The organism is Acinetobacter pseudolwoffii (genome assembly GCF_002803605.1).
GTDB classification, from domain to species: domain Bacteria; phylum Pseudomonadota; class Gammaproteobacteria; order Pseudomonadales; family Moraxellaceae; genus Acinetobacter; species Acinetobacter pseudolwoffii.
On the sequence record NZ_PHRG01000001.1, the window covers coordinates 872,295 to 893,031 of the forward strand.

Here is a 20,737-nt window from a genome sequence, read left to right on the forward strand (position 1 = left end):
GGACATATCTTGCCATTGGGTCTAAAGACGCATCGATTAAAATAAGCACACACTTGGCTGGTATGGGTTGAATCATGGTACAGATTTTACAAAAACGGGCGCCTGCGCTGACGATTCGTGCTGGCCATCTGGCACGTGAGCTGATTCTGCAACAAGGATTACAACCTGAACAGGTCGATATTATCCCCGGTGCTGCGGGTGGCCCAAAAGGAATCGGGATTCAGGGTCTGGATCAGGCGATTTTTGGCGAGTTTTTCCCACGTGCCCCACAACGGCGTACTCTCGTTGGTTCCTCGATTGGTAGCTGGCGTTTTGCCAGTATGGCTGCACATGGGGCTCAACAGGGAACCGAGCGTTTAGCTGAGCTGTATACCAACCTTTATTTCCATAAAAAAATGACCCGCCAGGAGGTCAGCGAAGTTTGCCGCGGCATGCTACTCGACCTGGTACAAGGCAAGGAAAATGATCTGGTCAATCATCCGGATTATCATCTCGCAGTCATTTCAATTAAAGCCCAGCACATTTTCCAGAGTGACAAAGTGCTGCCTTTGCTGGCCTCTGTAGCCGGAATTGTCGGAACGACTGCTGTTGCACGTAAACACAGCCGTCATTTTATGCAACGTGTGATTAGCCAGCCGAATATGGGGGAACAATTTCAAATCGCGGAAGATGGATTTACTACACATTATCATGCCCTGACCGAGCAGAGTGTATTGTCCTGGCTGATGGCCTCGGCGTCGATTCCCGGGGTAATGGCAGCGGTGAACAATATTCCAGATGCACCGCAGGGTTATTACCGCGATGGTGGTCTGATTGACTATCACATTGACCTGCCCTTTCAGAGCAAAGGCATTGTGCTCTATCCACATTTTACTGACAGCATTACCCCCGGCTGGTTTGACAAGTTATTTAAACGTACCTCAAATCCGGAAAATCAGGCACGCACCTTGTTGCTTTCTCCATCGCAGGACTATCTGCAAAGTTTGCCTTTAGGCCGCTTACCGGATCGTAAGGATTTTACCCTGAAGGGCCTAGATCAGGCAGAGCGGATCAAATTATGGAAAGCCTGTATTGCTGAAAGTCAGCGTTTAGGCGATGAATTTCTGGAACTGGTCGAGAAGCAAAATTTTGCTGAGGTCATGAAAGGCTTGTAATTGACCGAGAGTGCCCGATTATTTGTATAATTGCCTTCATTTTGTGAACTGTTGAGATTTATGCAGAAGTTTTTAGTGGTCCTGCAATACCTGTGTCTGGCCTTTGCCGTCTATCTGACTTATAGCGTGAGCATGTCGCTGTATAACCAAGATTTTGTCCTGATGGAGCTGGTCGCTGATATTGGTACGATTCTGATCTGTATTGACTTGGGCGTGTTTTTATTTAGCAGTAAAACCAAAGCAGGCATTAGCATGGAAGAATATGCCAAACGACTGGAACAGCCACCGTCGAAACTGGTCTATGTGACACGAAAAATGGGGCATCTGGGTATTTTGCTGATTATTACCAGCTGGATTGTACCGATGATCAATTCATAAAAATCACATATAAAAAACCTCCCGATCGGGAGGTTTTCTTTTAGCAATTAAAGATTACTTTGAACCTTTAATGCCTGCTTGAAGTAGCAACGCACCCAAACCACCAATTTTTTGCTCTTGTGGTTTAGCCGCTTGCGGTTTCTTGCCCTGAGGACGCTCACCTTGCGGACGTGCTTGTTGTGGACGTTTGCCTTGAGGCTTACGCTCACCGCGCTGTTCATTCTCACGACGTGGCTGACGTGGTGCTTTTGCCGGCGCTTCAGAACCTTCAGGACGCATCGATAAGTTCACACGATTACGTTCAGCATCCACATTCAAGACCCGCACTTGCACGATTTGACCCGGTTTCACCACTTTATGCGGATCCGCGACAAATTCATTGGCAAGTTCAGAAATATGCACCAAACCATCTTGATGCACACCGACATCGACAAATGCACCGAAGTTAGTGACATTGGTTACTACGCCTTCTAGCTGCATGCCTTCAGACAATTGCGCAACTTCAGTAATGTCATCACGGAACTTCGCGGTACGGAATTCTGGACGCGGGTCACGACCCGGTTTTTCCAGTTCGCTTAAAACATCTTTGATAGTTGGCAGACCGAACTTCTCATCTGCAAATTCTTCAGCATTGACCTGACGAATGATTTCAGTATTGCCAATGATATCTTTCACTGTCGTCGCTTTCGCTTCAACAATTTTAGATACAAGTGCATAAGATTCTGGATGCACTGCAGAAGCATCGAGTGGCTCAGAACCATCTTGAATACGCAAGAAGCCCGCGGCTTGTTCAAAAGTACGCTCGCCTAAACGTGGCACTTTCTTCAAGGACTGGCGATTATCAAAACGGCCATTTTCCTTACGGAATTCCACAATTTGCTGTGCAATCGATTTATTCAGACCTGCGATATAACCCAAAATCGCCGCAGATGCCGTGTTGACATCGACACCGACCGAGTTCACACAATCTTCTACCACTGCTTCAAGGGTTTTCGCTAAACCGGTCTGGTTTACATCATGTTGATACTGACCCACACCAATCGATTTCGGATCAATTTTCACCAGTTCAGCCAATGGATCCTGCAAACGGCGTGCAATTGAAACTGCACCACGAATCGACACATCCAGCTCTGGCAGTTCTTGAGAAGCCAGTTCTGATGCTGAATACACCGACGCACCTGCTTCAGACACAGATACACGGGTCAGGTTAAGATCGCTGTTCGCCGCCATCATTTCAGCCACTAAAGCTTCAGTTTCACGGCTTGCCGTCCCATTACCCACTGCAATCAGGTCAACATTGAACTCGCGGCATAAACGTGCCAGTTCAGCCAATGAACCTGCTTTATCATCTTTGGGTGCAAATGGATAAATCGTGCTGTGTGCCAGCACATCACCCGATGCATTCACCACAGCCAGTTTCACACCGGTACGGATACCCGGGTCAACGCCCAGAGTGGTGCGCGCGCCTGCAGGAGCAGAAAGCAGTAAATGACGCAAGTTTTCAGCAAATACGTTCATGGCTTCTGTTTCAGCAGCCAGACGTTTTTCAGTCAGCAATGAATGTTCAATGCTTGGACGCACTTTGCCGAGCCAGAACAGTTTTGCAGTTTGCTTCAGGAAATCCTGACGTGCTTGCGGCTGAATCGTTTCTAAATTGTATTCAGTCTCAATGCGTGCCAATGGTGCAGCATCTTCGCCATCCACTTTCAGGCCCAGGACGTTTTCTTGACGGCCACGCAGCATCGCCAGTAAACGATGTGAAGGCACTTTGCTCAGGTTTTCAGAGAAATCGAAATAATCACGAAATTTTTTGCCAACTTCTTTTTTCTCTTCACTCGCAACCAGACTTTTCAGCACTGCAGTTTTGGCAAAAGTGGCTTTCAGTTCAGTGGTCAGCGCGATATTTTGTGCCCAGTCATCAATCAGGATGTGCTGGATCGCATCAAGCTGGCTTTCTGTATCTGGATAATCTTCATGGCTGAAACCGGCCAGCGCTTCTGCTGGATCTACCGCTTCGGCAAAGATTTTCTCGGCAATCGGGCCTAAACCGGCTTCTTTGGCCTTGAATGATTTGCTGGTACGTTTTGGACGGTACGGCGCGTAAATTTCTTCCAATGCATTTTTGGTTTCCGCTGCATTCACGCGCGCCAATAAATCATCAGACAATTTATCTTGTTCTTTGAGTGATTCAATCACCTTGTCACGGCGCTCATACAAATCACGCAAGTATGATAGACGCGTATCGAGTTGACGTAATTGCGTATCGTCTAAGCCTTGCGTTACTTCTTTACGGTAACGTGCAATAAAAGGAACACTGGCACCCTCATCAATAAGCTTGATGGCAGCTTCAACTTGGTTTGGACGTACGGCAAGTTCTTTTGCCAACTGCTGAACTAAGTCAGTCATCGTGTTTGATCCCACAAGGATAAGTACTAAATGGCATGATTATAAAGACCGGGCCTATAAAATCCACCATTGTTTTTATTAATTTGTCTCAACTTTATATTATGAAGTGCGACAGTTTTCAGCTTTTCTGAATATAGTTTGCATGAACTTTGCTTTTTATGTTGCTCCAAATCATATTTTTTGTCCATTTAGATGTATATATTTGGTATCTATGTCTTGATTTTAACTGCAATATTTGGTGCTTTAGAGCATAGTCAATTAATATCAATGAATCGTATACTCAAAGCATATTTCATTTTTTGTTTATGACGACAATAAAGAATAAAGGAGCATCTCATGAGTTTAGTTGTACCTGCTGAAAAAGCCGATGCCGTACATACCGAAACAGACCGAGTCGAACGCATCTTGGTTGTTGATGATGATGTTCGTCTGCGTACCCTATTGCAACGTTTCCTCGAAGATAAAGGCTTTGTGGTGAAAACTGCACACGATGCCACGCAGATGGATCGACTTTTACAGCGGGAACTGTTTTCTCTGATCGTGCTCGACTTTATGCTTCCGGTTGAAGACGGTTTAAGTATCTGTCGTCGTTTACGCCAGTCCAATATCGACACACCAATCATCATGCTCACCGCGCGCGGCAGCGATTCTGACCGTATTGCAGGGCTTGAAGCCGGTGCGGACGATTACCTGCCTAAACCGTTTAATCCGAATGAATTGCTGGCGCGTATTCGTGCGGTATTGCGTCGTCAAGTGCGTGAAGTACCGGGCGCACCGAGCCAGCAAATGGAAGTGGTCTCATTTGGCCCCTGGTCACTGGATTTATCAACCCGTACATTGACCCGTGAAGGTCAAGTCGTGACTTTAACCACAGGTGAGTTTGCGGTATTGAAAGCTCTGGTTCAGCATCCACGCGAACCGCTCACCCGTGACAAGCTGATGAATCTGGCGCGTGGTCGTGAATGGGGTGCCATGGAACGTTCGATTGATGTTCAGGTGTCACGTTTACGCCGTCTGGTTGAAGAAAATCCGGCGCGTGCGCGTTATATCCAGACCGTTTGGGGTGTGGGTTATGTGTTTGTTCCAGATGGTGCGGAGTAAATTAATACCTTGATTCATGACGGAGTCTTATGGTTTAAGCTCATTTATAGGGTTTAACCTGCGGTTCGCCTTACTTTTGTTTCGACAAAAGTAAGCAAAACCATTGTCATCCGCAAAACTCGACAACCTCCGTCATTCAAGCAATTCTCTCGCAGAAACATCATTGACCATCTTGAGTCCTGCCTCAAACAGTTGCGGATGACCTTAACGTGTATCCAACTACGGGGGGAAGCCTCCCCTTTTGAGCAAAAGGACGCAGTGTGAAACTCGACCCCATCGACCCACAAAAATTTACCGATTTTGTTACCTACTCAGAAAAAAAACGCACCCGTGGGGAACGCTTTCTGGACAAGATCAAACCGCGTTCTGCCGCCATGCGTACCACAGTTCTGGTGGTCTTTGTGGTCTGTTTCAGCCTGTTCATGTCTTTGTGGTTCTTCTGGCGTACCTTATTTTTACCTGAAATCCAGCAACATGCGCGCTATCTGGCCATGGAACTGGAAATTCTCAATAATCCCGATCTACGCCTGTATCATAAACAGCAGGAAGTCGATATTGATACCTGGTTAAAAAACCGCGTTGGTATTGAATATGTGACCAATCCGGCAGAGTATCCCACTGTTCGGGAAAAAGTGATTGCAGAATTTTTTACCCGGCAGATCGAAACCAAGCTGGCCAAAGAACTACGTATTGAAGAGGCCACGGTCTATTTCCAGTTTAAACCAAGCCCGCGCATCTGGATCCAGACCCCTGAAATGAATGGTCACTGGGTGCAAGAGCCTTTAAAAACCTATGCCAATTATAGTAATGAGCTGATTCTGGGCTGGTTACTGGGCACGCCGATTATTGTCGGCATTATTATCCTGACCCTGGTGCGTCAGCTCAACCGTCCTTTACGCCGCTTGCAGAATGCCGCCAACAGTTATAGCCGCATTGGTTCAGCACCTTATCTGGACACCAATCATGGCCCACTGGAAATCCGTCAGGTCAATCATGCCTTTAACCAGATGATTTATACCCTGGACCAGACCGAGCGGGAACGCCGCATCATGCTGGCCGGTATTTCACATGACTTGCGCACGCCTTTAACGCGGATTCGTCTCAGTGCCGAAATGATGCCCGATGAAGACTTTCTCAAAGAAGGTCTGATTTATGATGTGGAAGATATGGACGCGATTCTGGATCAGTTCATTTCCTATATGCGTGATGGTTCCGATGAAGAACCACAGGACACCAATGTCAATGTATTGCTTCAGGAACTGGTCAAGCAGTTTAAACCGCTCGATATCCGTTTCAGTCCGCAAGAAATACCGATGATTCAGGCGCGCAGCATGTCGCTAAAAAGACTGATTGGCAACCTGATCAATAACTCAAAACGCTATGGTTCAGAACCGATTGAAATCTCTGCACATGTCGAGGAAAACCAGCTGTTAATTTGTGTTGCAGATCATGGCGAAGGCATTCCGGAAGATCAGATTGAAGCGCTGATGCAGCCTTTTGTACGGGGAAATTCAGCACGAACCGTCCAAGGCAGTGGCTTGGGACTGGCTATTGTGAAACGGATTGTCGATATTCATCAAGGTCAATTACGCATTCATAATCGCCCTGAAGGTGGACTTGAAGCCATCATCTCACTCCCCTTGAATCAGCTTAACCCAGAGACGCCTCCCCCAGCCACCACACTTGATAAAATCCGCCAAACACTGACTGATCGCTTTTAAGAAACGATCAGTCAGTGAGCAAATGATTTTGTAGTTTTTCTATACAATTCATTTTATATTTCATTAATTCAATCACTTAAAAATCATCATTTTTTATTATACCTACATTTAGCTAAAAAATTAGACCTTAGCCTAACACCTATGCACAATACATTTTTTGAGCGGTACAATCCGTCTCATAGTTTAAGAATTAATGAGAGTTAAAATGTCTTTAGATCGTATCCGTTTAGCCTCCCTACACAACAAAGTCATCAGTCCAGAACAAGCGGCTGAATTCATCAAAGATGGCATGACTGTGGGTATGAGTGGCTTTACTCGCGCGGGTGAAGCGAAGGCGGTTCCTTTAGCTTTAGTTCAACAAGCAAAAGCAAATCCATTAAAGATCACGTTAATTACTGGTGCATCACTAGGAAACGATCTAGACAAACAACTGACTGAAGCTGGCGTACTGGCACGTCGTTTACCGTTCCAGGTCGACAACACTTTACGTAAGGCGATCAACAACGGCGAAGTGATGTTCATCGACCAGCATTTGTCTGAAACTGTTGAACAAATGCGTAACCAACAGCTGAAAAAACCAGATGTTGCGATCATTGAAGCGGTTGCAATCACTGAAGATGGCGGCATCATTCCAACCACATCTGTAGGTAACTCTGCAAGCTTTGCAATCTTTGCTGAAAAAGTAATTGTAGAAATCAATACCAACTTAAGCCCGGCATTTGAAGGCTTACACGATATCTATATCCCGTCATACCGTCCAACGCGTCAAGCGATTCCTTTGACTCAAGTGGATGAGCGTATCGGGACACATGCGATCAATATTGATCCAGCAAAAATTGTCGGTATCGTATTCAACAATGACTTGCACGACTCACCATCTACAGTGACTGCACCAGATGATGAGACGCAAAGCATCGCCAATCATTTGATCGCTTTCTTTGAAAAAGAAGTGGCTGAAGAGCGTCTACCGAAAAACTTAGGTCCATTACAGGCGGGGATTGGCTCAATTGCCAACGCAGTATTGACCGGTCTGAAAGATTCGAACTTCGAAGACTTGATCATGTACTCAGAAGTACTACAAGACTGTACCTTTGAATTGATTGATGCAGGCAAAATGAAGTTTGCTTCAGGTTCTTCGATTACCCTGTCTGCTAAATATGGCGAGAAAGTATTTAACAACCTGGAACAATACAAAGACAAACTGGTATTACGTCCACAGGAAATTTCGAACCATCCTGAACTGGTACGTCGTTTAGGTATTATCGGTATCAACACGGCACTTGAGTTTGATATTTACGGTAATGTGAACTCGACTCACGTCTGCGGTACCAAAATGATGAACGGTATTGGTGGTTCAGGTGACTTCGCACGTAATGCACACCTGGCGATCTTCGTGACCAAATCTATTGCGAAAGGTGGCGACATCTCTTCTGTAGTACCGTTTGCTTCACATATCGACCATGCAGAACACGATGTAGACATTCTAGTAACTGAACAAGGTCTGGCAGATCTTCGTGGTTTAGCGCCACGTGAGCGTGCCCGTGCAGTGATTGATCACTGTGCACACCCAATGTATCGTGATGCCCTGAATGATTACTTTGACCGTGCTTCTGCAAAAGGCGGCCATACACCTCATCTGCTTCGTGAAGCGCTGTCTTGGCATTCAAACTTCGAAGAAAATGGTCACATGCTGGCTGTTGAAGCTGCAGTAAAAACTGCATAATTGACTGCATTCGAAAAACGCCCTACGGGGCGTTTTTTTATGGGATTTTTATCTTTGTTGAATAGCCATAAGTAGACTCTCTGGACAAAATCATCAGGCTATCATTCATATTCTCGTCCAATCTTCATGCTGCCAATATGCTGTAGAAATCCCCTTCTGATGCTCAAGGACTTTAAATTCTGATTCTTCACCCTCATACTTAAACACAAGAGTAAATTAGAGACATGACATGCGCGTAGATATCTGGTCAGATGTGGTTTGCCCCTTCTGCTATATTGGTAAAAAACGTTTAGAAGCAGCTGCACAAGAAGCAGGCATTGAACTTGAAGTGCATTGGCACAGTTACCAGCTCGACCCTGAAGCACCAGTGCGCCAGGAAGTGTCCAATTCTGAGCGTCTGGCACAAAAATATGGTCGTAGCGTAGCTGAAGTCGAAGAAATGCAGCGTAATATTGCCGAGATGGCCAAAGCTGAAGGCATTGAATTTAACTGGGAAGGTGCCAACTCAGGCAATACTTTCAATGCGCATCGTATTATTCATCTGGCGCAAAGCAAAGGTTTGGGTACTGATGCACAGGAAGCTTTCTTCTATAGCTATATGACGCAAGGCTTGGCCATTGGAGAGCGTGAAACACTGGAAGATGTCGCAGCACGTATTGGCCTGAATCCGGTCGAGGTCGATGACTTACTGGACTCTGATGAATTTTCTGATTTTGTCAAATTTGATCAGGAAGTGGCACAGGATCAGCTCAAAGTGACTGGTGTACCTTTCTTTGTTTTTGATCAACGTGTGGCCTTGGCAGGCGCGCAGCCTAAAGACGTGTTCTTGCAGGTTTTTGAGAAAGCGCTGGAGACTGCAGCAGAAAATCCGGCTGAATAATACTCAACAGAGAGTTGCAATACGCCTAGGCAATCGAACTCAGAAAATTTATAAAAACATCCCCATTTCAGATGGGGATGTTTTTTGCCTGTCATTTACACTCATTGACTTAGTCGACCAGAAAACTAATTTTTAAATTTACACGATATTCCGTGATTTTATTTTCTTTGATGACCACCTTCTGTTCATTGATCCAGGCACCTTGTACATTTTTGATGGTTTCTGTGACTTTTTGAATACCGGTTTGAATCGCATCTTCAAAGCTTTTCGTACTGCTTGAATTAACTTCCACCACTTTTGCAATTGCCATAATGAAACTCTCATTGTAAACATGAATGAAAATCCATCTTAGTTCATTCCCACAGGATTGCAGCAGCGCGTAAACAAGCGACAGCAAAAACTTACATGGATTGAACAAAGCTTTCATCTGAGCAGATGAAAATCTGTTGACCTTATTTTGGCAGTTCATGGTATTCAAATTTCCATTGTGACTAACAACCATAAAAGCCCCATAAACAGCTGAAACCCAGACTAGAGCAAATACACTAATATATTGTTTTGTAGAATAATTTTTCTAATTTTTTAGGTGCTGCTTTTGCCGAATCTATCATTTTCTATTCAGCCTTATTTGTTATGATTTCACCCAAATCAAGTTTAAATACTCTCCCCTCTGCTCAAGTTATTGAGCACCCTGATATTAAAGGTCGTCCCATGAATGCTCTTAAATTTGCTTTCGCAGCAACTGTTATGGCTTTTTCTGTTCAAGCATCAGCGCAAATGGCACAAGTGGTTTATCTGCCAGACTTTCCGGCAAGCAAAGCACCTGCTGAAACTGTAAATACAGAAACTGTAACGCCGGCAACTGAAAAAACTGCTTAATACCCAACAAGTTTTTATGCAAACAGGCTGATTGATTCAGCCTGTTTTTTTATATCGATTTAATTTAGCTGCTCTCTGAAGAAAATCTGTATTTTAAAAATTATCGATCATTTCATATTTTGTTATTTTCCATTGATATTGATCGCTTTTTTGTCATTAAATTTACTAGTTTATAAATATAAAACAGTTAAAATAAATCACTATTTCATGTGATCTACGCATATAATTTTAGCAATATAAAAATACTGATAATACAAAAGCATTGTTATGAACAGACTTCAGGCATTGGTGCAGGGCAAAATTCCACCTCAGTCCATTTCTATTGATTTTCTGATTGAAATGGCAGAACGCCATACAGATCCTCATTCTGCTGAATACAAATTAATCGAGTTGGCGCTGAATATGGTGCTGGCCCAAACTTTGGATAAAGCGCTAAAACATATCTAGAGATATAAAATGAACGCTTTAAAAAAAGCACACTTAGTCAAGGAATTACATGAATTGATCCAGCAACTGGAGCGTCAGGCTCTACCTCTGTACGACGTGGCCCGTTTCAAAAAAAGAATTCGTGATATCTTTAATCTTTGTGATGAACCTATTTTTAAAAATCAGATTTTAGCGTTTAAAGCCCAGACCCAGCCTGAACTTGCTGCCTATCAATTTTCCGCCAGTACCCCCTATCATCTAAGTTTTCGTGGTTATTTCACCGAGATTCCAGCTCTGGAAAAGGCACTGTATACCCAGCCAGATATAGGCTGGGCAATTCTACATCATCCTGAGCGTGGCTGGCAGGTCTGGCTAATTCCGGCACCGAAGCATCCTGCACTAAACAGTGAATGGAATGAGTTACAACAATGTTCTATCTGGCTGTCACAGCAACAATTGACAACCGGTCTGCAAGCGGCTCCTCCATTGACTGTACCGGCCTTATCCCTGAATGAAGCAGAAGCCAGCTTAAAAGCGGCGGCAACGACTCGATATCATCGTGGCCGACAAAAAGCAAAAATCAACTCATTAAGCTTAAATCATTCAGATGAACCACACATTCAGATACAGGCCACGTCTGAGTATCTAGATCATCCATTACCCACTGAAACTGCGATTGTGCAGGAAAAAATTATTGTCCCAGAAGTGATCGATTTTCCCACCGAGATTCAACTGGGAGACGTGATTGCGCAGGTTCAGCCTTTGACTCCGGAAGATACCAATCTCCAGCGGCTTTGTGCTTTAGAATTGGAACCTGATGTCGGGCATCCAGCCTATCTGGATATTGTGCTGTATTATGCCGCAGAAGATCACTGGCAGGCACGCCAAGTTTATTTGGTGGAGCAGCTGAATCTGCAAGGCCAGTTTATTAAATATCTGATGCTTTTGGGTGCATCAAGTCAATTACAGGCGCACTATTGTATTGAGCATTGGTTGAGTCAGCATCAGTATCAGGCTGCTGCGATTAAATCGCTGTCGTGGCCTCAATTAAGTACAGGTTTCACGCAATTGCATCTGTTGTCAAAAGCCTATTTGCAACAAGCAGAAATAGTCTGGACACAACCCGATTATTATCCTTATATTCCGGCAGATTCGATTCAGAAACAAAAATTTATCTCATTTGAGGAAGCCCTTGCGGATTTCTCTACACCGATACTCTTATTGCAAGAACATCAGCGAATACGCGTGATTCATGGTGAAAAACGCCTGTCTCTCGCAGAGGATGAACTGGCCTATCCATCTATCTTGCTGCAACGTGATCAACAGCTAAACTGGCAAAAAATTCACACGATTATTTTAATGATGTCGCAACCCATTCAGGTCATGGAGCTTTATCAGGCAATTCAGACTCAAATCATTGAATAATTGCTGTTATTTTGTAGCTTTAACTTGCTTTTTATCGCTATATTTAAGAAAACTACAGCTGAATAAAAGAATACAAGAGTAATAAATATCTCATGCAAATAAATCGAATTACTCAGATATTCCTGCTCTCTCTTGGCGTGGGAATCAGCAGTAGCATGTCTTGGGCAAATTCAGTAAAAGATGCTTCTTCAGACCAGGAAAAAAGCTCGGAGAATGTTGAGCCGGTACGTTCAGGACTGCTGGATCAAATTCCGCGTTTGATTGATGCAACACCAACCATTCTTCCAGAGCAGTCGAATACCGCCATCGTCCCGCCAACGCTAGAAACGGAAAATCATTCATGGGCCGATCAGAAACAGAAAGGCATCCGAGAATGGGCAGATCGTACTGCGCATAAAATTGACAACTGGTTCGGTGAAACTGATCCGGATCAGCCGGCTGCCGCCACACTGCGTGTCATTTTGGATAATCGCTGGGATGAATATGAGGGTTATGAGATTAAGCCCCGTATCCGTGGCAGAATCAAACTTCCCACCTTAGAACAAAAGCTGAGTCTGGTCTTCGGTGATGACAGTCTGGACAATGAATTAGACAGTAATGTCGCGATTACCAATGAAAATCCGGCAACATCTGGAGATAAGCGTCTCGATACCAAGCGCGCACGCCAGGATAACAGCTCATTCGCCTTACGCTGGTCGGAATGGTCAGACCGGATTCCTTTTGAAACCGATCTGGATCTGGGTTTACGCTCCGGAGATGATATCTACCTGCGCGTCAAAGCCAGTAAAGATTGGACACTGGAAAATGACTACTTTTTTCATGCCGAACAGATTTATCGCTACGGGATTCAAAGTGAAAACTATTTGCGTACCAATCTGGAACTGATCCATGCCCGTCCCAATCAGGCATTTTTTTCCAATCAGCTCAGTCTGACCTATGCAGATGATCAAGATGACGATCTGACCTGGGACAATTATACCTTTAGGCAACATCAGTTTTTTCAGGACAACCGTTTTAGCTATGGTATTTATACTGGCGGTTATCTAAATGACAAGGATCTACGCCTCAATCGCTGGGGACCGTATGTGTCCTGGAGACAGCCTTTTTTACGTGAATGGTTTTTTGTCCAGACCGACCTCAACTATCTGAATGACCATCGCGAAGATCGTGATCATTATGTTGGTGCTTTGGTGCGTTTAGAGGCATTGTTTTAAACTCAAGCGCTGTGCAAAGCTAAAAAATCCCTCCGTAGAGGTAATGCTGACCAGTTAAAGAGTTTAGAAATAGACTCTTTAATTTTTTAGTCATTCACGGCGGAGTATTAATGTCATAAATCAAATTCTTGTAAATTATTTGTTACTTTGGTTTCGCCCAAATGAGAAGCGAAGCTTCGCAAGGAAGGCATCTTGCGGAGCAACACTCCTCACCGCAAAACTCGTCAGCCACCATCGATTAGTAAATTTGTCGCAGAAACAATCATTTTTAAATCTTGTGGTGCAATACACCTCATGCCTCAAACAGTTGCGGATGACTTTTCTATCTATCAGATATAATCATGAATTTGAAAAAGAAAATGCCAGTCAATTCCTTAACTGACTGGCATTACTCCGTAGAGGGATTTTTTAGCTTAGAGCATCATGTGTCAAGCAAGCAACAAGCTATTGATACGCTTCACATACTCAGCAGGATTTTCTGGTAATCCACCTTCTGCAATCACCGCCTGATCAAAGATCACATTGGCCAGATCGTCAAACTGCGCTGAGCCATCCAGTTTTTTCACCAAAGGATGTTCCGGGTTGATTTCCAGAATCGGCTTCATATCCGGTACAGGCTGACCTGCATCTTTCAGCATACGGATTAATTGTGGAGATAGTTCCCCTTCTCCAGTCACCAGACAGGCCGGTGAATCGACCAGACGCGTAGTCACGCGCACTTCTTTGGTCTTGTCTTTGAGTGAATCAGTCAGCTTCTCGACCACCGGTTTAAACTGGGCTGCGGCTTCTTCAAGTGCTTTTTTCTCTTCAGCATCCTGAAGATCGCCCAAATCAACTGCACCCTTAGACACGTTTTGCAACGGCGTGCCATCGAACTCATTCACAAAGTTCATCGCCCATTCATCTACGCGTTCGGTCATGAGCAGAACTTCAATGCCTTTCTTCTTGAACAGTTCCAGCTGCGGTGAATTCTTTGCAGCATTCAGGCTGTCTGCAGTCACATAATAGATGGCTTTCTGGCCATCTTTCATGCCTGCTTTATAGTCTGCCAATGACGTGCTGACTTCATCATTGTTCGAGGTTGCATAACGCAGCAGTTTCAAAATACGTTCACGGTTGGCAAAATCTTCGCCTAGGCCCTCTTTCAACACTGAAGCAAATTCCTGATGGAAAGTCTTGAATTTTTCCTGATCTTTTTCATCTTCAGATTTGGCCAGATGATCCAGAATCGTCAGGATACGGCGGGCATTCCCGTCACGAATGGTTTTTACATCGCGGCTTTCTTGCAGCAACTCACGGCTGACGTTCAGTGGTAAATCCGCACTGTCTACCACGCCTTGTACAAAACGCAGGTAATTCGGAATCAGGTTATCCGCATCATCCATAATAAAGACGCGTTTCACATACAGCTTGATACCAGCTTTGGATTCGCGGGTGAAAATGTCATGTGGGGCTTTGCTTGGAATATACAATAACTGGGTATATTCAGTACTGCCTTCCACCCGGTTATGCGCCCAGGCCAATGGCGCCGTGAAATCATGGCTTAAGTTTTTGTAGAACTCGACATATTGTTCTTCAGTAATTTCAGACTTGCTCCGTGTCCAGAGTGCGCTGGCCGAGTTAATCGCTTCCCACTCATCAGTCTTGACATACTGGCCACCTTTCGGTGTTTCCCCTTCAGCTGCTTCTTCTTCCTGCCAGACTTCTTTTTGCATCTGGATTGGCAGGCTGATGTGGTCTGAGTATTTATTGATGATCTGTTTGACTTTATGGCTTTGCAAATAGTCCAGCGCATCGTCACGCAGATGCAGAATAATATCGGTACCACGACCTGCTTTTTGAATTTGTTCAACTTCAAATTCACCAGTACCGCCACTAATCCAGCGTACGCCTTCAGATGCATCTGCACCGGCACGACGTGATTCTACCGTGATCTTGTCTGCCACAATAAAACCGGAATAGAAACCGACCCCAAACTGGCCAATCAGCTGGGCATCGGCCTTCTGGTCACCGGTCAGTTTAGACATAAAGTCTTTGGTGCCCGATTTGGCAATGGTGCCTAAATTATCAATAGCTTCCTGTTCGCTTAGACCAATTCCGTTATCTGAAATGGTAATGGTCTTATTCTCTGCATCAAGGCTGACACGAACACGTAAATCCGGATCATTTTCATAAAATTCGGGATGATTGATCCCTTCAAAACGCAATTTGTCACAAGCATCCGAGGCATTCGAAATCAGTTCGCGCAGAAAAATTTCAGGGTTTGAATAAAGCGAATGGGTCACGAGATGTAGTAACTGAGCCACTTCAGCCTGGAAACTATGTTTTTGTGCGTTAGACTCGCTCATTAATCACTCCTTTTATTTTAAATACAGGTCAATACTGTTGCCTATATGAATGGAGTGAGTTCCTCAATTTTCAATAGTCAGTGGTATATTTTTTCACAAGATATTTTTGAGCACTTGATCTGGCAGGGTTTTAATCTTTGCCAGACCGACTGTCAGACTTAATAAGGCCCAAGCTTATAAATGCGCTGAAACTGCAAGTCCAGTTGCTGTTGACGCATATTATAGACTTGGTTCAGGCAAGAGACCGATTCCAGACACTGGTCGCGAAACTGCAACCATTTGACCTGATCGCGCTGTATCACTGAACGCGTGCCCATGGGAACCATACGCCGTAAGATATGATAGCTGGTACTCATTTTGACATCGGCATCATTAAGCAGACGATGTTCACAAATGGCTTTTTCGGTCACGGTTTCAGCTTTCTGACAATCAAAACTTGCGGCATAGGCAGGTGCGACCAACAGGCCGCAGAAGATCACAATACTCTTCATTAAAAATCTCATGCTGATCTTCCTTATTATTCAATTATTAAGTCGTATTCAATTAATATTTACTTTATTCGTTTTAATATATTTGAACATTGCCAATCTGCTCAATTTCAATAGGTTATAAATCGTTGTTATTTTGAAAAAAAGCCTCATTCAAGATGAGGCTTTTTTGTTGAGCAAAACTAGAATTTAGAACTTGTAGCTATAACCCAATGTATAAACAACCGGATCAATATCTAAATTAAATTTAGATTTTCCAACTGCTGCAGCTGTTGCATCATCTAAAGTCACTTCAGGACTCAAATCTGCATAGCGCACGTCAGCAAATACCCCCCAGTTTTTAGCATCTGCCGGTTGATAGTTAAAACCGACTTGTCCAGCAACACCAAATTCCTCTTTGACGTCTTTTGCTGCACCTTCTTCATCCCAAGCAATAAAAGCTGTTCCACCCAAACCTACGTATGGAGTAAAACGTGTAGAGTTTTTAAAGTGATATTTAGCAGTAATTGTGGGTGGGAGATGTTTAATCTTGGCAATTTTCCCTAGACCCTGAGCAGAAATGTCATGGTTAAACGGGGTAGCCAATAATAATTCTGCCGAGATATTGTCATTAAAGAAGTATTCGACCGAAGGCGTAAAACCATATTCTTGATCTGCTTCTACGACTAAACCTGGTGCAATTTCAGTGTCACTTGATGGTGCTAAAGAACTGGCACCCATCTTCACTTGCCATTGGCCAGCCATTGCCGATGCAGAAAGACCCATTAATGCAATTAGAGCAGCTTGCTTTAACATTTTAAAATACCCCACAGGAAGAATAATTATTAAGAAAATAAATCTTAATTAATAATAAACACGAGGAAAAATAATATGCAATAAGGATTATAAAACTAATTTTTAATTATTATTTAACATACTGATTTAAAAAGTAATTTATTTTAAATTGACTAGATTGGTTGGTTTTAAATACCAGGTATATTAATCAGATAAACATGAATTTATTCAGACTAAAATAATCAGGTTTATATTAATTTTTATTTAAACATATATTTTAAATACATCTTATTATTTATTTTAAATTCAGATAAATCTGCTCCAATAGATATCAGAGCAGATTGAAATTGACTTACAAAACCATGGCTGCAATCCAGCCAAAAATCATCAACGGAATATTAAAGTGAATGAAGGTTGGAACCACACTGTCCTTCATATGGTCATGCTGACCATCCATATTTAAACCCGAAGTTGGGCCTAGAGTTGAATCTGACGCTGGAGAGCCGGCATCGCCTAAAGCCGCCGCAGTCCCGATAATGGCAATGGTCGCAGCCGGACTAAAACCAAACTGGATACACAGCGGAACATAAATAATCGCCAGAATGGGAATGGTCGAGAAAGACGAACCAATGCCCAATGTGATCAGCAAACCAATCAACAGCATCAGAAATGCGGCCAGTGCCTGACTATTACCAATCCAGTTTACTGATGCTTCAACCAAGGTTGGTACCTGATTAGTCGCTTCAATCACCGCGGCAAAGCCTTGTGCCGCAATCATGATAAAGCCAACTAGCGCCATCATGCGCATACCGGTAATGATCACATCATCCGCTTCTTTCCATTTAAAGATCCCGGCACAACTCAGGATTGCGACACCGACCAGACCGGCCAGAATCATCGAGTCTGAATAAAGCTGTACCGCCAATGTGGCAATAACTGCAAGGCCGGCCATCCAGATGGTAAATTTGGCAATCTGCGGTTTAACCTGCTCAGCCACACCCAATTCAGCGGAAATACTTTGCTGTTCCTGGACATGAATATCTTGATATTGACGTGGTTTGCGATAGCTAATAAAGATCGCCACCAATAAGCCCACAAACATACCGAATACTGGAATTGCCATCGCAGATGGAATCTGGTCATAGCTAATTTCAAATCCATATGGCTTACCAAAAGTATTGATGTTATGACCCAAAATGTCATTCAGGAAGATGGCACCAAAACCGACCGGAATCAGCATATAGGTGCCTACCAGACCAAAGGTCAGCAAACAGGCAATCAAACGACGGTCGAGCTTTAAATGGTTAAATACAGTCAATAATGGTGGAATCAGGACTGGAATAAAGGCGATATGTACCGGAATCACGTTCTGGGAAAATACCGCAGCAATGGCTACTGTAAAAAAGATCAGATATTTCACCCGGTTTTGTGCTTTAAAATCAGCCTCACCTTTTAAGGTGTTGATCATTTTATACGCCAACAAATCCGGCAAACCTGAACGTGCCAACGCCAAAGCAAATGCACCTAAAATACCGTAAGCCAAGGCAATTTTGGCACCGCCGCCCAAGCCATTGTTAAACGCGTCCAAGGTTCCCTGGAGGCCAAGACCTGCCAGTAAACCACCTGTAACAGCACCAATGACCAGGGCAAAAACCACAGGTACACGTGCCAATGAGAGTCCGAACATGACTCCAATAGCAGCAAGAATTGCGAACATAATGAATCGGAATAGAGAGAAAGCGGCTATTTTATCAGAAAATTCGGATAAAAATTCCGCCACTTTTCCTTTCAGCAGTCATGTTCAGTGCTGGGGCTGATTAAACGACTTCAGCAGATTGACGCTGAATAAAGTGATCAATTAATTGAGCCACTTGTTCTGGCTGGCTCAGAATTGCCCAGTGATTGGCGTCCAGTTCCACTTTAGATAAATTATCGACCCATTTTGCCATCTCATCGACCAGATCAGGCCCGACAAACTGGTCATATTTCAGTACAATCGCTTGTACCGGACAGATGGCAAAGCGCTGCCGTGGTCGGGCCAAACGCGGTAAAAAATTGGCCCGATACAGGTTTACCCCATACTTGCCATCTTTGACGATCTTCGGGTTCAGCGGCAGATCGTCCCGTCTTTCTAATTGCCGGACAATCTTGGCCCAGCGCTGCGGATTAAAAAAATTCCAGGCCAAGGGGGCTAGTAAAGGTAACTGAAATACCGCGATATACCAGGACTTGCTCATTTGCTTTAAAAATTTTGCTTTGTCTTGATTGAACTGCTCGCGCATCCAGAAAGCAGCATGATCCAGACAAGGGCCAGACAGCGTGCTATAAGACAGAATTCGGCCTTTGAATCTTAAATCTGTGACAGATTCCCAAGACTGAATTGAACCCCAGTCATGCGCTGCCAGATGAAAACCACGATTCGGCAATACCTTGCTCACTACCTCTTCCAGATCCTGACTTAAGCGTGCCAGGCGGTAATCCGAAATTTTTTGAGGAATACTGGACTCACCTGCGCCGCGCACATCATAGCTCACAACAAAATAATCCTGACTCAAATAAGCAATGACTGGCTCCCAAACTGCTTGATGATCGGGGTAGCCATGAACCAGTACCAATGCCGGCCGTGTGGGCTGTCCGTAAGTTTTAACGCAAAGACGCTGCTGATCCGTGGTATCGACCCATTGCATTTCCATGTTTTGATCCTGTTGTTGTTATTGACCGCATAGTTTATAAATCGGAATAATTTATCAATGCCAGCGCATTTTTGTTGCTCTAGTATGCATAACTACACAAGAAAAAAGAATGTCAGCATGAGCCTATTCCAGAAAATTCAAAAACTGCCCTTGGTTTCAAAATTTATTCTGAACCGCTATGCCCCCTATCGTGGTGCAGGCATCGAAATTGATAAAATTGATTTTAATCATTATCACATTCGGGTCAAAATGCCACTGACCCGTAAAAACCAGAATATTGTCGGCGTCCATTTTGGTGGCAGCTTATATTCAATGGTCGATCCATTTTATATGCTCTTACTGATGCATCATTTAGGGCCGAAATATATCGTCTGGGATAAGGGCGCGAGTATCCAGTTTTTAGCACCGGGTCGCGGCACCGTCTTTGCTGATGTGCGCATCTCTGCTGAAGAAGTCAGTACTATTATTGACCTGGCTGCTGACTATGCACCGGTATATCGCCATTACCAGCTCAATATCTATGATGAGGCTGGCGTTCGAATTGCCGAAGTACAAAAAACGGTTTATATCCGGCGCAAACAAAGCAAAGGAAAAATTCAAAAAACTGGATAAGGTAAAAGCGCCACATGGGCGCTTTTAGATCTGAATCGATTTAAAGTCAGTGTAGACTTAACGACGGCGGTTATCCTGTTCGATCGCAGCACCTGCGCCACCACCGATTGCACCACCAATCGCAGCACCAGCATTCCCACCGAATATGCTTTTACCTACAGCTGAGCCTACAGCACCGCCGACACCACTATAGGTCGCATTACGGTTTGAGCCACCTTGGGACTTACTTCCCACGGCTGCGCCTGCACCACCACCGACTGCAGAACCAAGACCACCCCCGACACTATTACCCACACCACCACCGACTGCACCACCTAAGGCGGCAGCACCGATACGCTGCTCATTGGCAGACATACTTTCACAACCTGCCAGCATAAAGGTGGAGAGAGTGGCAACTGCCATAACACCCATTAATTTTTTCATGACCTTGGCCTTCCTGTTCTTGCTTTAATTAAGCTTATCTTCATTTTATGAAACTAAAATCTGTAGCGTGTTACTTCTCTCGGTATTCCTGC

General features: G+C 44.2%; 19 protein-coding genes. 11 read left to right on the top strand and 8 right to left on the bottom strand.

Annotation, left to right across the window (positions count from 1 at the left end):
- Nucleotides 1-74 precede the first annotated feature (74 nt).
- Nucleotides 75-1,154: a patatin-like phospholipase family protein gene (locus CWI32_RS04025; protein ID WP_100534686.1), complete on the top strand. Its 1,080-nt coding sequence runs from the start codon at nucleotides 75-77 to the stop codon at nucleotides 1,152-1,154.
- Between the two features lie 60 nt (nucleotides 1,155-1,214).
- Entirely contained in the window at nucleotides 1,215-1,532 is a 318-nt protein-coding gene (locus CWI32_RS04030) for a hypothetical protein (protein ID WP_074383938.1), read from the top strand.
- A gap of 54 nt (nucleotides 1,533-1,586) precedes the next feature.
- Here the strand turns inward: CWI32_RS04030 and CWI32_RS04035 are convergent, their stop codons facing one another.
- Nucleotides 1,587-3,938 carry a Tex family protein gene (locus CWI32_RS04035; protein WP_100534687.1) on the bottom strand — a complete coding sequence of 784 codons (2,352 nt, stop codon included), beginning with the start codon at nucleotides 3,936-3,938 and terminating at the stop codon, nucleotides 1,587-1,589.
- Nucleotides 3,939-4,274: 336 nt separating this feature from the next.
- Here CWI32_RS04035 and ompR point away from each other — a divergent pair, with 336 nt between their 5' ends.
- The 4 genes from ompR (at nucleotide 4,275) to CWI32_RS04055 (ending at nucleotide 9,363) form a co-directional block, all read left to right on the top strand.
- Nucleotides 4,275-5,039: an osmolarity response regulator transcription factor OmpR gene (gene ompR / locus CWI32_RS04040; RefSeq protein ID WP_004278590.1), complete on the top strand. Its 765-nt coding sequence runs from the start codon at nucleotides 4,275-4,277 to the stop codon at nucleotides 5,037-5,039.
- A 260-nt stretch (nucleotides 5,040-5,299) separates the two neighbouring features.
- Nucleotides 5,300-6,760, top strand: a complete 1,461-nt coding sequence (locus tag CWI32_RS04045; protein WP_005172991.1) for an ATP-binding protein — start codon at nucleotides 5,300-5,302, stop codon at nucleotides 6,758-6,760.
- Between the two features lie 205 nt (nucleotides 6,761-6,965).
- Entirely contained in the window at nucleotides 6,966-8,483 is a 1,518-nt protein-coding gene (gene scpC / locus CWI32_RS04050; protein ID WP_005095307.1) for a succinyl-CoA:acetate CoA-transferase ScpC, read from the top strand.
- Between the two features lie 229 nt (nucleotides 8,484-8,712).
- Nucleotides 8,713-9,363 carry a DsbA family oxidoreductase gene (locus CWI32_RS04055; RefSeq protein WP_005095305.1) on the top strand — a complete coding sequence of 217 codons (651 nt, stop codon included), beginning with the start codon at nucleotides 8,713-8,715 and terminating at the stop codon, nucleotides 9,361-9,363.
- Nucleotides 9,364-9,472: 109 nt separating this feature from the next.
- Here the strand turns inward: CWI32_RS04055 and CWI32_RS04060 are convergent, their stop codons facing one another.
- Nucleotides 9,473-9,673, bottom strand: a complete 201-nt coding sequence (locus tag CWI32_RS04060; RefSeq protein WP_005095303.1) for a dodecin family protein — start codon at nucleotides 9,671-9,673, stop codon at nucleotides 9,473-9,475.
- 401 nt (nucleotides 9,674-10,074) lie between these two features.
- Between CWI32_RS04060 and CWI32_RS15140 the strand changes: the two genes are divergently transcribed.
- The 4 genes from CWI32_RS15140 (at nucleotide 10,075) to CWI32_RS04080 (ending at nucleotide 13,307) form a co-directional block, all read left to right on the top strand.
- Nucleotides 10,075-10,242 (top strand): hypothetical protein, encoded by a 168-nt coding sequence (locus CWI32_RS15140; protein WP_167381255.1) that lies wholly within the window; start codon nucleotides 10,075-10,077, stop codon nucleotides 10,240-10,242.
- A 267-nt stretch (nucleotides 10,243-10,509) separates the two neighbouring features.
- Entirely contained in the window at nucleotides 10,510-10,689 is a 180-nt protein-coding gene (locus CWI32_RS04070) for a hypothetical protein (protein ID WP_100534689.1), read from the top strand.
- A 9-nt stretch (nucleotides 10,690-10,698) separates the two neighbouring features.
- Complete coding sequence (locus CWI32_RS04075; RefSeq protein ID WP_100534690.1) at nucleotides 10,699-12,093, top strand: hypothetical protein; 1,395 nt, start codon at nucleotides 10,699-10,701, stop codon at nucleotides 12,091-12,093.
- A 92-nt stretch (nucleotides 12,094-12,185) separates the two neighbouring features.
- A complete protein-coding gene (locus tag CWI32_RS04080; protein ID WP_100534691.1) occupies nucleotides 12,186-13,307 on the top strand; it encodes a hypothetical protein in 1,122 nt (373 codons plus the stop codon).
- A 428-nt stretch (nucleotides 13,308-13,735) separates the two neighbouring features.
- Here the strand turns inward: CWI32_RS04080 and htpG are convergent, their stop codons facing one another.
- The 5 genes from htpG to CWI32_RS04105 form a co-directional block, all read right to left on the bottom strand.
- Nucleotides 13,736-15,655, bottom strand: a complete 1,920-nt coding sequence (htpG, locus tag CWI32_RS04085; RefSeq protein ID WP_074383935.1) for a molecular chaperone HtpG — start codon at nucleotides 15,653-15,655, stop codon at nucleotides 13,736-13,738.
- A gap of 158 nt (nucleotides 15,656-15,813) precedes the next feature.
- Entirely contained in the window at nucleotides 15,814-16,158 is a 345-nt protein-coding gene (locus tag CWI32_RS04090; RefSeq protein WP_005095291.1) for a lysozyme inhibitor LprI family protein, read from the bottom strand.
- Between the two features lie 174 nt (nucleotides 16,159-16,332).
- A complete protein-coding gene (locus CWI32_RS04095; protein WP_100534692.1) occupies nucleotides 16,333-16,938 on the bottom strand; it encodes an OmpW/AlkL family protein in 606 nt (201 codons plus the stop codon).
- A 331-nt stretch (nucleotides 16,939-17,269) separates the two neighbouring features.
- Nucleotides 17,270-18,634: a Na+/H+ antiporter family protein gene (locus CWI32_RS04100; RefSeq protein WP_005173021.1), complete on the bottom strand. Its 1,365-nt coding sequence runs from the start codon at nucleotides 18,632-18,634 to the stop codon at nucleotides 17,270-17,272.
- Nucleotides 18,635-18,734: 100 nt separating this feature from the next.
- Entirely contained in the window at nucleotides 18,735-19,610 is an 876-nt protein-coding gene (locus CWI32_RS04105) for an alpha/beta fold hydrolase (RefSeq protein WP_100329327.1), read from the bottom strand.
- 117 nt (nucleotides 19,611-19,727) lie between these two features.
- Here CWI32_RS04105 and CWI32_RS04110 point away from each other — a divergent pair, with 117 nt between their 5' ends.
- Complete coding sequence (locus CWI32_RS04110) at nucleotides 19,728-20,222, top strand: DUF4442 domain-containing protein (RefSeq protein WP_205668332.1); 495 nt, start codon at nucleotides 19,728-19,730, stop codon at nucleotides 20,220-20,222.
- Nucleotides 20,223-20,279: 57 nt separating this feature from the next.
- On the opposite strand, the gene CWI32_RS04115 is transcribed toward CWI32_RS04110, so the two are convergent.
- A complete protein-coding gene (locus CWI32_RS04115) occupies nucleotides 20,280-20,645 on the bottom strand; it encodes a glycine zipper domain-containing protein (RefSeq protein WP_005095281.1) in 366 nt (121 codons plus the stop codon).
- Between the last annotated feature and the right edge of the window lie 92 nt (nucleotides 20,646-20,737).

Coding starts and splice junctions, on each gene's coding strand:
- CWI32_RS04055 (WP_005095305.1), top strand. CDS start 8,713: ATGCGCGTAGATATCTGGTCAGATGTGGTTTGCCCCTTCTGCTATATT.
- CWI32_RS04030 (WP_074383938.1), top strand. CDS start 1,215: ATGCAGAAGTTTTTAGTGGTCCTGCAATACCTGTGTCTGGCCTTTGCC.
- CWI32_RS04035 (WP_100534687.1), bottom strand. CDS start 3,938: ATGACTGACTTAGTTCAGCAGTTGGCAAAAGAACTTGCCGTACGTCCA.
- CWI32_RS04080 (WP_100534691.1), top strand. CDS start 12,186: ATGCAAATAAATCGAATTACTCAGATATTCCTGCTCTCTCTTGGCGTG.
- CWI32_RS04105 (WP_100329327.1), bottom strand. CDS start 19,610: ATGGAAATGCAATGGGTCGATACCACGGATCAGCAGCGTCTTTGCGTT.
- CWI32_RS04095 (WP_100534692.1), bottom strand. CDS start 16,938: ATGTTAAAGCAAGCTGCTCTAATTGCATTAATGGGTCTTTCTGCATCG.
- CWI32_RS04100 (WP_005173021.1), bottom strand. CDS start 18,634: ATGTTCGCAATTCTTGCTGCTATTGGAGTCATGTTCGGACTCTCATTG.
- CWI32_RS04110 (WP_205668332.1), top strand. CDS start 19,728: ATGAGCCTATTCCAGAAAATTCAAAAACTGCCCTTGGTTTCAAAATTT.
- scpC (WP_005095307.1), top strand. CDS start 6,966: ATGTCTTTAGATCGTATCCGTTTAGCCTCCCTACACAACAAAGTCATC.
- CWI32_RS04025 (WP_100534686.1), top strand. CDS start 75: ATGGTACAGATTTTACAAAAACGGGCGCCTGCGCTGACGATTCGTGCT.
- htpG (WP_074383935.1), bottom strand. CDS start 15,655: ATGAGCGAGTCTAACGCACAAAAACATAGTTTCCAGGCTGAAGTGGCT.
- CWI32_RS04115 (WP_005095281.1), bottom strand. CDS start 20,645: ATGAAAAAATTAATGGGTGTTATGGCAGTTGCCACTCTCTCCACCTTT.
- CWI32_RS04075 (WP_100534690.1), top strand. CDS start 10,699: ATGAACGCTTTAAAAAAAGCACACTTAGTCAAGGAATTACATGAATTG.
- CWI32_RS04090 (WP_005095291.1), bottom strand. CDS start 16,158: ATGAGATTTTTAATGAAGAGTATTGTGATCTTCTGCGGCCTGTTGGTC.
- CWI32_RS04060 (WP_005095303.1), bottom strand. CDS start 9,673: ATGGCAATTGCAAAAGTGGTGGAAGTTAATTCAAGCAGTACGAAAAGC.
- ompR (WP_004278590.1), top strand. CDS start 4,275: ATGAGTTTAGTTGTACCTGCTGAAAAAGCCGATGCCGTACATACCGAA.
- CWI32_RS04070 (WP_100534689.1), top strand. CDS start 10,510: ATGAACAGACTTCAGGCATTGGTGCAGGGCAAAATTCCACCTCAGTCC.
- CWI32_RS15140 (WP_167381255.1), top strand. CDS start 10,075: ATGAATGCTCTTAAATTTGCTTTCGCAGCAACTGTTATGGCTTTTTCT.